11 protein-coding genes are annotated in these 12,524 nt (G+C 40.3%); all 11 read left to right on the forward strand.

Annotated elements, in window-relative coordinates; genetic code table 11:
• Positions 1-37: 37 nt before the first annotated feature.
• The 11 genes from V6984_RS07170 to V6984_RS07220 all read left to right on the forward strand — a co-directional run bounded on the left by V6984_RS07170 (position 38) and on the right by V6984_RS07220 (position 12,524).
• Positions 38-964 carry a transporter substrate-binding domain-containing protein gene (locus tag V6984_RS07170; RefSeq protein WP_342759098.1) on the forward strand — a complete coding sequence of 309 codons (927 nt, stop codon included), beginning with the start codon at positions 38-40 and terminating at the stop codon, positions 962-964.
• Positions 965-966: 2 nt separating this feature from the next.
• Positions 967-1,683 (forward strand): amino acid ABC transporter permease, encoded by a 717-nt coding sequence (locus V6984_RS07175; protein WP_342759099.1) that lies wholly within the window; start codon positions 967-969, stop codon positions 1,681-1,683.
• Positions 1,680-2,432 (forward strand): amino acid ABC transporter ATP-binding protein, encoded by a 753-nt coding sequence (locus V6984_RS07180; protein WP_342759100.1) that lies wholly within the window; start codon positions 1,680-1,682, stop codon positions 2,430-2,432. The genes V6984_RS07175 and V6984_RS07180 overlap by 4 nt, the downstream gene beginning before the upstream one ends.
• Before the next feature lie 18 nt (positions 2,433-2,450).
• A complete protein-coding gene (locus V6984_RS07185; protein ID WP_342759101.1) occupies positions 2,451-2,975 on the forward strand; it encodes a hypothetical protein in 525 nt (174 codons plus the stop codon).
• A 10-nt stretch (positions 2,976-2,985) separates the two neighbouring features.
• Positions 2,986-4,110 carry an amidohydrolase gene (locus V6984_RS07190; protein ID WP_342759102.1) on the forward strand — a complete coding sequence of 375 codons (1,125 nt, stop codon included), beginning with the start codon at positions 2,986-2,988 and terminating at the stop codon, positions 4,108-4,110.
• A 40-nt stretch (positions 4,111-4,150) separates the two neighbouring features.
• Positions 4,151-5,578 (forward strand): L-serine ammonia-lyase, iron-sulfur-dependent, subunit alpha, encoded by a 1,428-nt coding sequence (locus tag V6984_RS07195; protein ID WP_342759103.1) that lies wholly within the window; start codon positions 4,151-4,153, stop codon positions 5,576-5,578.
• Between the two features lie 101 nt (positions 5,579-5,679).
• A complete protein-coding gene (locus tag V6984_RS07200; RefSeq protein WP_342759104.1) occupies positions 5,680-6,420 on the forward strand; it encodes a LytR/AlgR family response regulator transcription factor in 741 nt (246 codons plus the stop codon).
• A 412-nt stretch (positions 6,421-6,832) separates the two neighbouring features.
• Positions 6,833-7,753 carry a sensor histidine kinase gene (locus V6984_RS07205; protein ID WP_342759105.1) on the forward strand — a complete coding sequence of 307 codons (921 nt, stop codon included), beginning with the start codon at positions 6,833-6,835 and terminating at the stop codon, positions 7,751-7,753.
• 1,250 nt (positions 7,754-9,003) lie between these two features.
• Positions 9,004-10,155 (forward strand): hypothetical protein, encoded by a 1,152-nt coding sequence (locus tag V6984_RS07210; RefSeq protein WP_342759106.1) that lies wholly within the window; start codon positions 9,004-9,006, stop codon positions 10,153-10,155.
• A 216-nt stretch (positions 10,156-10,371) separates the two neighbouring features.
• The gene (locus V6984_RS07215; RefSeq protein WP_342759107.1) at positions 10,372-10,932 is read left to right on the forward strand and encodes a PadR family transcriptional regulator; all 561 of its coding nucleotides are present in this window, start codon (positions 10,372-10,374) and stop codon (positions 10,930-10,932) included.
• Positions 10,929-12,524, forward strand: a complete 1,596-nt coding sequence (locus tag V6984_RS07220) for an NAD(P)H-dependent oxidoreductase (RefSeq protein ID WP_342759108.1) — start codon at positions 10,929-10,931, stop codon at positions 12,522-12,524. The genes V6984_RS07215 and V6984_RS07220 overlap by 4 nt, the downstream gene beginning before the upstream one ends.

Here is a 12,524-nt window from a genome sequence, read left to right on the forward strand (position 1 = left end):
AGAAGAAAATTTTTATTAAAAATAAGGAGAAAATATTATGAAAAAAAAGATTGTTTTAGGAGCATTATTAATTGCTATGGCAGGAATATTCGGAGGATGCGGTAAAGCAGAGAGCGAAACAGCTGCAAAAAGTGCCGAAGAAACTTCTGCTCCGGAAGAGATAAATGAATCAGAAGCGGAAGCTGGTGAGGCAGAAGCAGCAGAAAATGAAGAAACGCAAACCGCCGAGGAGACAGCAGGGGATGAGGTAATCACAGTTTCTGTAGGAACGATGGGAACATACAGTCCTTTTAGCTATGTAGATGAAAATGACTATCTGACAGGATATGATATTGAAGTTCTTCGCAAGGTGGAAGAGGTAGATCCCAGCCTGCATTTTGAATTTACTACAGGACCATGGGAGTCATTATTTGTAGGACTGGATTCTGATAAATTCCAGATGCTTGCGAATCAGATATCCGGCACAGACGAACGCAGGGAGAAATATTATCTGACAGAGAATCCTTATCATACGGCTGTGAATCAGTTGATCGTAAAAAAGGGAAGAACCGATATTAACGGATTTGAAGATCTGGTTGGAAAGAAGATCGGCCTTACAGTCGGCGATGCACATAATATCGAAGCGGAAAAATGGAACGAAGAAAATGGGAATTCTTTAACACTTGTATATTACGAGGAAGACATTACAACTCTTCTTCAGGAAATCGTAAATGGAAAAATCGATGCAACATTGAACGATCCTGCTGTTGCAATCAGCAAAGCAGAAATCCAGGGTCTGGATGTAGAACCGGTCGGTGAGCGGCTTTCAGAAACTCCTGTATTTTTTATCTTTAAACAGGATGAGCTTGGAAAGACTCTTCAGGAGAAAATAGACGCTGCATTGGGACAGCTGATTGAAAGCGGAGAATTGTCAACGCTCTCAACGGAATGGTTTGAGGCTGATTATACACCACAGGGTAAATAGTAATGGGAAAAATATTTGATGTGGAGTTCATGATAGAGATTATCCCGGATATTCTCAAGGGAATTCCTTATACGCTGACACTTGCGGTAGTTTCATTTATTATCGGGCTTTTTATAGGATTAATAGGGGCGCTGATCAAGATTTACAGGGTTCCTGTGCTGCGGCTTTTTACAGGATTATATGTGTCCTTCTTTAGAGGGACACCCCTGATCGTACAAATCTTATTGTTTTATTATGGTGTCCCTATTTTGCTAAGGATCATTAATCAGAAATTCGGAACCTCTTTCGATGTATCGGCTGTGCCGGCCATGGTTTTTATGCTGGTGGCTTTTTCGGTCAGCGCCGGTGCCTATTTAACCGAATCCATTCGTGCGGCAATTATTTCCGTGGATAAGGGGCAATTGGAGTCCGCATACTCGGTTGGGATGAATACCACGCAAGCGATGATCCGGATAGTACTTCCGCAGGCCATAAAGGTTGCACTTCCCGTGTTTGCCAATTTCTTCATCGGCCTGCTAAAGGATACATCGTTAGCTTTTGCCGCTTCCGTAACTGAGATTATGGGGCAGGCTAAGATTGAGGCAGGAAGGGCATCTCGTTTCTTTGAGGCATATATCGATGCTGCGCTTATTTACTGGGCGATATGTATTGTATTTGAATTTTTGGTAGCAAAACTGGAAAAAAATGTTCGAAGGAACGAGAGAGGTATGGCCAAATGATAGATATTAGAGGAGTACAAAAGTCATTTAAGAATACCGTAGTCCTGAAAGGGGTCAATCTGACAGTGGAGGAAGGAGAGACCGTTGCCCTTATCGGCTCCAGCGGTTCCGGTAAATCGACGCTGCTCAGATGTATTAATTTATTGGAGACACCGGATCAAGGCAGTATTGCGATCGGTGATTATAAGTTCAAAGCACATGATATTTCGAGACATACAAAAAAAGAAGTAAGAAAAAGAACAGGTATGGTTTTCCAAAGTTTCGGACTTTTTGAAAATAAGACTGCGCTGGAAAATGTGACAGAAGCCTTAATAGTAGTACAAAAAAAGAAGAAGGCCGAGGCCATCGAGATCGGGCGGTTTTACCTTGACAAAGTAGGTATGCTCAATCGGGCCAGTTACTATCCGACAGCGTTATCGGGCGGACAGAAGCAGCGAGTGGCGATTGCGAGAGCGTTGGCACTTAACCCTCAGATAATTTTATTTGACGAGCCTACTTCTGCCCTGGACCCAGAGCTCGTTCAAGAGGTTTTGCAGGTGATTAAACAGGCATCCGATGACAGGATGACTATGCTGATCGTTACACACGAAATGGATTTTGCAAGGGAGGTTTCCGATAAGGTGGCATTTATGGATGATGGCATCGTGTTAGAGGTGGCGCCTCCGGAAAAGTTGTTTTTTCATCCGGAGAATGAGAGAACAAAACAATTTATTGACAGATATATGCAAAGATTCAGTTATACAATATAGAACTTAGGAGGTCAGGTTATGGCATATATATCACAGATAGAATATGAAAAGGCATCTGATGAGGTGAAACATCAAATCGATAAGCAGATCAGTGACAACGGGCGCATTACAAATATGAAACTGACGTTGCTCCATTCGCTCCCATCGTATCACGCATTGATGGAATGGTATCCGCTTGAGAAAACCATCGAGCAGTTTCTTGGAGAACGAGCGGTGAATTTCTTCTGTTATGCGATATCAACAGAAAATGATTGTCTCATATGCAGTGTCTTTTTCCGCAAGATACTTAAGGATCTGGATATTGATTTCGATACTTTTCAGTTTACGGAAGAGGAGGATATTCTTATCCGGTATGGAAGAGCTATTGTAAACGATTCGAATCACGTTCCGGCAGAAATTTTTGATGAATTAAAAAAGCATTGGAACGAGGAGCAGATCGTAGCGATTACAGCATTCGCAACGATCATGATCGCAACGAATCTGATTAATAAGATTCTTCAGGTAGATTTGGACGATTACCTTAAAGCATATACAAAGGATTAAGCGGGGCGGTATGGACAAGGATTGGAAGGAAATATTCTGCTGGTTCCATGAACATCCGGAGCTGGGATATCAAGAATATGATACAACACGGAAAATCAAAGAAATTCTTCAAAAGGACGGTATCGAGATAGTAAAGACCGGCCTTTCGACAGGATTGATTGCAGTAGTGCGCGGGAGTAAGAAGGGAAAGAACGTCGCTTTCAGGGCGGATATCGATGCATTGCCGATAGAAGAGCAAACAGGGCTTTCTTATACTTCCGTCCATAGCGGCATCATGCATGCCTGCGGTCATGATTTTCATATAACGACAGCACTTGCAGCAGCAGAACGTCTGCATGAAAAAAGAAAAGAGATATCGGGAAACGTATTTTTTATTTTTCAGCCTGCGGAAGAGGTGGCAGATGGTGCCAAAACAGTAATACAAACAGGAGTGCTGAAGGAAGTGGACGAGTATTATGCTTTTCATGCAGATCCGGCACTTCCGACAGGAACGATCGGGCTGAAAAAGGGAACCATTATGGCAGCCGTTGATCAGTTTAAGGTTACCATAAAGGGAAAGGACGCGCATGCGGCAATGCCCCATTTGGGAAATAATCCCATACCTGTGATGGCGCAGATGATGCTTGTCTTACAGACATCAGTGCCTCAAAAGGTTCCGGCTATCCATCCCAGTGTACTTAGCTTTACGCAGATATGCGCCGGGAATACATGGAATGTAATTCCAGAGAGCGGCTTTTTTCAAGGTACGATGCGCAGCATACTCTTTCGGGAAAGAAAAGAGATGAAAGAACGTTTTTTTACTATTGTTCAGGAATTTGCAACGATGAACGATATGCAGGTGCGTATCGAATGGCATGAAGGTCCGGCCCCTATTGTTAATGATGAGGGTCTGTGCGATACAATAGAGCGCATTGCAAAAAAGAATCATTTCAGTATAAAACATGTCGAAACCAATATGATCAGTGATGATTTTTCATGCTATTTGGAAGCGAATGAAAAGGCGGCGGGGATGTACCTTAAAGTAGGAACAGGAGAAGGACATCCGCTTCACAATTCCGGGTTTACGGTGGATATTGCCGCGATAGAAATTGCGGCAGGGCTATTGACCGATATCTTACTGGAAGCAGTCAGATAGATTCCAAATATAAATGAAACGCAGGAGTGAAAAAAGCACGATGTTAGAATTGTATCCGGATTTTTATAATGATGTTTTTGGGCCGATTATGCAGCCCGGCTCGAGTTCTCACACAGCCGGTCCGTGCAGGATCGGCTATGTTGCGTCCTGTCTGCTGGATGCGCCGCTGAAGCAGATACAGGTGTATCTGGATCCGGATGGCTCTTTTGCCGGAACTTTTGGATGGATGAATGAAGACCTGGGAATGCTTGCTGGTGCTTATGGTTTTTTGCCTGAGGAGGAAAAGATATTTGATATCAGGCAGATTTTAAGTGAAGAGGGCATCCCTTATCGTTTTGATTTCGAGAAGATAGCGGAAAGCTCTCATCCAAATGCAGTCAAATTTGTTCTGACAGACAGGAACGATGAGCAGGCAGTGCTTGTCGGTAATTCCATCGGAGGCGGAATGATAGAGGTTGTATGGGCTATGGGCATCCCGATATCCTTTAAAGGGGATAAAGAATTAGTGCTCCAAGGAAACCGCAGGCAGTACGTCCTTAAACCGATCTTGCCTGTTATTACGACGGAAAGAAAAAAGCCCCAGCTTTTCGCAGATTTTGAAGAATGGATCCGGATCTCGGAAGTAAATCATCAAAGCTTGTGGGAAACCGCACTTGTATATGAAGAGAATTCCTCCGGATGGGGCAGAGGAGAGATTGTAGAGTACATGAGAAAAATCCAGCGGCTGCTCAAAAGGCAGACAGATTACATAGATGAAGCGCAGGAACAGCTTTTGGAAACACCTTTTTCCGGTTATCATTTTCGTAAGTGGGAGAATTATTGTAAACAATCGCCTCCGGCTGTTGGAGGTGTTATTACGAACGCGTTGACATACTCATATCGCGCTCAGGCATTCAGGAGAGGTGTTCAAATCGTACCGGGGCCTATGGGAACCGGAGGAGGATATTTGTATTCTGCCGTAAGAGCGGTTATGGAGGCAAGGCATCTGTCCGAGGAAGATGTCTTGCATGGATTGTTTGTTGCCGCGGGTGTAGGAGTAATCTGTTATACGAGGTCGGAACCCACCGGCGAAACAACAGGGTGTGCCGGGGAATGCGGTGTCTGTTCAGCCATGGCGGCAGCAGCGATAACAGAAATGTCCAGCGGAACTCCAAGTCAGGTGGAAAGCGCGGCGTCATTAGCATTACAGGCAGCCATCGGCTGGCCCTGCGATCCGATACCGGGCGGAAATAATCAGCCATGCTTTAGCAGATTTACTACGGCTATAACAATGGCAATTACATTTTCTGACCTTGCCTTGTCGGGAAGGGAAGGTGTAATACCTTTTCATGAGGTTGTAGACGTGATGGACAGCGTGGGGAGAGAAATGCCAGCTGGCCTTAAGTGTACTGCACAAGGGGGGCTGTGCGCTTCGCCCGAGGCGGCAGAATGTAAAAGGAGGTTTATTTCTGCGACGGGTTTAATATAACAGACAAAATTATGGACATAAAAGAATATATCTATTAAAATATTTGTTATACAGTCATGAAATATAAATACAGATAGAGTTTATAGGGAGGGGGATAACCTATGTACTATGTGGCAATTTGTGATGACGATAAGAGATTTGTTCAGTATGTAAAAAGGATAATTTTAAGCAGTGGTCTTGATGAAAGCGAAGTTTTTTTCTATGAATATTATTCAGGGGAGGAATTAATAGAAAAATGTAAAACACAGGATAATATTGATTTGCTTATACTGGATATGCAAATGAAGAAAATTAATGGAGATGAAACGGCCAAACAGTTTAGGATAAGGTTTCCCATGTCAATTTTAGTGTTTTGTTCCGGCAGCTGTCAGCCAACCGTAAAATGTTTTGAAGCAGCCCCTTTTCGTTATTTGCTGAAGGAATATACGGACAAGCGCATGCAGCAGGAAATGAAAATAATTATCCGGGAGATGAAAAATAAAAAGACGGAACCGTACATTGTTGGAAACCGGCATTATAATACAGTAAAGTTAAAACCGGAGGAAATATTATATATAGCAATTGCCAGACGCGGAAGTAACATCTATGCCTGCCCTAATATTAAAAAATATGATTTCGAAAACAACATAACATGCAAAGAAAGAGTGGATGAATTATATCCCATACTAAAAGATTACGGTTTTGCGTATGCCCATAATAGCTACATTGTAAATTTAAAATACATCAGGAGAAAAACGACGACAGAATTAGAACTGGTAGATGGCACTATTTTATCTATTGCGCGTTCGAAGGAAAAAGAACTCAGAGTCGAACTGGCAAGGAGCATGGCCAGGAAATATTGAAGTATAAGGGGATATTATGGAGTATTTGGATAAGGCAGTTTTGTTGTTGAGCTGTGTAGTGGAAGTATATATATTATTCGATTTTTTCGACAATTTTTTTGAACGCAGAGGATCGTTTGAAATAAATAGAAGGATCATATTAATCAGTATTATAACCACAGGCATAATGTTTTTGATTAATTTGATGAACAATACATACTTGAATTTATTTGGTGTGGCAATTTTATTTTTTTTATATGTAAGCTTACTGTTTTGTACAAGCTTTGGAAACCGTTTGATTTATCTTATCATTGCTTTATCTATATTTTGGGGATGTGAATTTCTATTTGCCATATTATTAGAAATACCATCATACTTTCACCAACAGACAAGCATTGTCAGGTTATCGGCAATTCCCTGGCATATGCTGACAATGAAATTACTGACATATATTTTATTCGTGATCATAAAGCAGGTATCGAATAAGTCCAGAAAGAGAATGAATAGTAAAATCTTTATGATGTATTTATGTGTTCCGATAGCAAATCTGGGAATTATGCTGCTTACCTATTATTCGGGCTTGGAATTTAGTGAAAAGCTTTCGATGAGACTTTTAATGTCTGTGTGCTTTGCACTTATGCTGCTTGGAAATATTCTCATATTTTATGCATTTAACCGGTACTCGGAAGAGATGTCCCTGAATATGAGACAAGAGGTAACGATCGTCCGTCAGAATGCAGATTTAAGTTATTATGCCCACGTACAGGAAACGAATGAAAAATACAAGGAGTTTATTCATAATACCAGCCATTATCTTAAAACAATAGGGGAACTCGCAAGGAAAAATCAAAATGACAGCATTTTAGACATTATATATGAATTAAACGTGGAACTGGAAAATAGTGCAATGGCCATATATAGTGAGAATCATGTTATAAATGCTATTTTGAATGAAAAAGAAGCTCAGTGTATCAAGGAAGGTATTCTTTTTGACGTGTATGCCGAACCGGGGACGCATATGGGAAGCGTTGCTGATGTAGATATGATAACTATGCTGGGTAATTTACTGGATAATGCGATATGTGCGGCGCGGCAGGGGAAAAAAGAACGATATGTCAGAACCCGTATTTTTATGCAGAATGATTGCAGCTTTTGTGTGGTGAAGATCACAAATGATTTTGGAGGAGAGATCATTCGCAGTGAGAAGGGGTTTGTTTCGACCAAGAAGGAAAAGGGAATTCATGGAATAGGCATTCAAAGTGTGAAAAATACTGCGGAGAAGTATAATGGATATCTGGAATGTTTTATTGAAAAAGATATTTTCACAGCTATTCTGGTTTTGCCTGCAATATAGTATAAAAATTAAATAAAGAAATTATATAATGATAGAAGATGTATACGTTAAAAGCAGCGTATACATCTTTTTTTTGACAAAAACTGGCCTTTAAATTACCAAAAGTGCCAATAGCATTGTTTATTTATTCAAGTAAATATAAAATGACAAAAGGGATAGAGGCAAGCTTATAAAAATATGGTTCGTTATGCATAAGTGATGAATAAACAGAAAATATGTATAATAAGAGCTTATTTAAATGAAAGCTGAAAATGAGATATCAAAGGTAAAAAATTTAATGACAGATAATTATCTGCAAATAAGAATCGGTTGAAAAAATAATTTCGGGCATGAAATCAGTAGAAATTACAATTAAAGGGAGGTGATACCATTGGTTTGAAAGATTATATCAACAGTACATTACTGCTGACAGTCTGGAGATTTAACATGGTAAGCGTAGGGTCCTCATCAAAAGGAATTGATAAGAAATATAATTAAGTTAATTTTTTGTACGCAATTTACCTGCAATTAACAGTACAGCCAAGAGCAGTTACTTGGAATGTCTGGGGAGATGCAAAGTGGGAAACAAAAAATAATGTTTTTGGAGCTACACCTATTGGATATTCTGAACATAAGAGTGGCGATACAGTTCTTGAAACATATCACTATACAAGAACATATCTTAGTGAAATATTCAAGAGAGGTGATTCTGGTAGGGTATGGGGGAATTATACGGTAAAGGCGACGGGCACTTTTCTAGATGATGATGTGTGGACCTCTTATACACATGTAGTAAAGTATGGAACAGAGAGTTGATGCGGGAAACTTTTATCATAGTAGTATTTTAAGTTAAGTAAATAAACGATATCTGAGCAGAGAAGGGGAGAAACACCCTAACCGTTGTAAGTAAATAGTATCTGCCGACTAATCCATAACACTTAGATTTTGCTTACTTTTACGTCATTTTGTGGTAAAATAAAGACAAAGGATTTTAATGAATCAATTATTTTTGCAGTTTTAATAAACATTTACCATAAAAAGAGGTCCAAGTCGTATATAAAGTTACTGATAATTCTCAAAACCTATCGGTTGGTTGATAACGTTCTTCGTTTCAACCGACCGATAGGACTTTGCAGGAATCCCAACAATATGTGGATCAAAATGGCTGATTTCATTTTTTTGTAGCGGAACTGATTATTCTCAAACGGAAGCGGTTTAATCAGCAGACATTAAATAGGTTATCAAGGCCCATTGCATAAGAGGAGATAAATATGAAAACGTTAAAGGCAATAAAATTAGTCTTAATGTCATTTGTTCTTGCAATAATTATATTTTTAATATTGTGTTGTGATTATTTGGGGACTTTATTAAGAATTAGTCAATCTGAAAAAAATATAAATGACGGTTATGTAATTTATTCGATACAGCATGAAGATAATCCGCTAGATAAAGATTTAGAGTCCTTTAAAGAATTGCATAAGTTATTAATTGAAGATAATGGATATAAATATTTTGAAATATATAAGCAATACTTGGAAATGCCTAACCAGAAAGGCCTGTTTTATGAAGAAGGAACCGGTAAATTGTTAGACCAATGTGCTGGAATTAGTTGTATTCAAATTAGTGAGGATATGATAGATAATTGTGAGATTATTATTTCAGACGGAACATCATTTATATCTGATGATTTTATATACAAAAAAAATGAAGTTATTCCAGTCCTTATGGGAAAAGAATATTCATCGTTGTATTGTATAGGAGATATTTTTGAGGCAGAATATTTATTTGATAAATATAAATTTAAAATAATCGGTTTTTTATCTGATGCAAGTAATATACGCATGGCATCTTATAATATAATTTTGGATAAATATATTGTGATGCCTAGTTTTTCAATAGATGCAAATGTTTCAATTACGGATGGATTAAAAATTCATTATGCTAATAAAACAAGCGGTATAATTAGATTAAGTGAAACGAATATCAATAAATTCTATACTGATATTGTGCCGCTATTAGAAAATGCGAAAACAGGAAATTATTCATGGATAGTCACCCCGACAGAAATTCAATATAAAGATATGTTTAACATAAGTATAAATCAATCTAGGGCAATAATAATAATTTTTATTTTATTACTAATATTGGGAGAAATTTGTTTAGTATATAATTTTTCTTACTATAAATTGGTTAATTTACATTTAGTGTGTAGACAGAATGTTTTTTATAGTATAGTTTTGCTCGTTTTTACAAGCATTCTTTGTATTTTTTTTAATTTAGTTAGTATTATAATATTAGGAATAAATCTTATTAGGAATAATCACTTTGTATATATTGGCTTATTATCCATTGTAATTGTTTTATTAAATAATTTGTTTTATAAATATCGAAACAAACGTAACGGTTCAGCTGTCCCTTTTTGAAGATGAATTCAGGTTTTCTAAAAGTGCTCGTAGATTGTATAGTAATGAAATATATGTAATTATAATATAGTAATAGATGTATACGTTAAAGCACATATACATCTATTTTTTGACAAAAAATATTAGAAATCTTTAAGGCTGACAGGCCGGTTCGACCTTGACACCATATTGTCATTGTGATATATTCAACTTGTATAATATGAAGGAGGTGTTCGTATGTCACTAAAACACGGTCTGCTGGGTCTCTTGAATTACGGATCTATGACAGGCTATGAACTGGATAAGGCGTTTAAGGCTTCTCTTTCGTTTTTCTGGCAGGCAAAGACCAGTCAGGTTTACCGCGAACTGGATGCGATGGAACGGCGCGGCTGGCTGACCAGCGAACGAATTATGCAAACTGAAAAACCGAACAAGAGAGTATATACCATAACAGATAGCGGAAAAGAAGAACTTGCTTGCTGGCTTTCATTGCCGGAGGCGGATATTGCCGACGCGATGCGTGTTAAGAGCGCATTTTTAATACGCGTTTTTTTTGCCGGAGAAACAAATATCGAGCAGTCACTCGATATGCTCCGTGCATATCGGGATAAATGTCTTGAAAGCAGGAAATCATTAAGGGCTGCCCATACCGCGAGCGAGGAATACGGGGCGGTTGTAGGAGATAAGAGAAAGGCAGCGTTTTGGGAGCTCTCTATCCTTTACGGCGAAGCATTCTACGATGCCAGCCTGGATTGGGCAGAGAAAGCAATCACCATTTTGGAGGACAGGGGCCTATGAAAGTCTTAGTTGTGAATGGTTCACCGAAAGGCGAACGCAGCAATACCATGTGTTTGACCCGTGCTTTTTTGGATGGAGCCGGATGGTCGGATGCAGAGATAATTGATGTGGCACAGGCAGGCATAAAGGCTTGTCTGGGTTGCTTTGCCTGTTGGAATAAGACGCCGGGGAAGTGTGTCATAGATGATGGAATGGATAAAATCCTATCCAAAATAATTGCCGCAGATGTGATCATCTGGTCTTTTCCGCTTTACTATTTCGGGGTCCCCGGCGGACTGAAAAATCTCATCGACCGCCAACTCCCCTTGAACCTGCCGTTCATGGAAGAGAAAAATGAAAGCGGAGGTCATCCGGCGCGATACGATCTGAGCCACCAAAAGAACGTCGTGATTTCAACTTGCGGTTTTTGGACACATAAAGGAAATTACGAAGCGGTCACCGCCATGTTTGACCACTTTTGCGGAAAGGGCAACTACGCGACAATTTATTGCGGTCAGGGAGAATTGTTCCGCATACCCGAGTTAAAAGCCCGTACGAATACATATTTAGAGCTTGTTTGCTGCGCCGGAGCGGAGTATGCCGCCGGAGGGATTCATGCCGGAACGCAAGCGGAGCTGGCTGAGCCGTTATATCCGCGTAATATATTTGAGAAAATGGCAGATGCTTCCTGGGGAATTGCCAAAGACGGGGATTCGGGAACTCCCGCGGACGACAGTCTGAATTTTACAACGCAAATGGCAGCCTTATATAAGCCGGACGGTGTGGAGCGCATAATAGAGTTTTACTATACCGACATTGAAAAAACTTATCAAATCCTGCTGAAAAAGCAAGGTTCGGAGGTCATAACGGACGATTTCAAGCCGTACACTACGAGAATCGAAACGCCGTACTCGGTTTGGCGTTCCATTGCTCGCGGAGAAATCTCAGGGCAGGAGGCACTGTTTCAGAGGCTTTATAAAGTCACTGGTGATTTCAGCCTCATGCTCAAATGGGATGATCTGTTCGGGGAACAAACGCTGCCAAAGCGTTCAGAACATAAGACAACGCACAAAACCAATATGGTGCTTCTTCTTGCGCCATGGATTGTCATTTGGATAGCAATGGCCATCAATTCTGTTGTCGGCGGCGCGATAGGCATTGCGGTGGCGGCGCTCATTCCGCTGTTATGGATTAAGTTCCGTCCTGTCGTCTACGAGCAAATCAGCATCCCCATTGTGGCAGGGCTTTCACTGGCGGTGCTGCTCGGTGTGGATGTGAGACTGATCGTGTCCGCCAGCTATTTGATATTTGGGCTGATGTGGTTTACCGGTGCGTTTCCTGAAGTGCCTCTGACCGCCTATTACAGCGCAGAGGGTTACGGCGGGGAAAGAGCTTTTGAGAATCCGCTGTTTATCAGTACAAACCGCATCTTGACCATAGCCTGGGGTGTGCTCTATCTTGTCACACCCATTTGGACATATATCCTGATGGGGACAGTGCTTTCACCCTATGTAGGATTAATCAACTCTGTCCTGCCTGCACTGATGGGGGCGTTTACAGCATGGTTTCAAAAATGGTATCCGTCACGATACGCAAGCGGAGGTACAATATGA

This window comes from Kineothrix sp. IPX-CK (assembly GCF_039134705.1).
Classification (GTDB): domain Bacteria; phylum Bacillota; class Clostridia; order Lachnospirales; family Lachnospiraceae; genus Kineothrix; species Kineothrix sedimenti.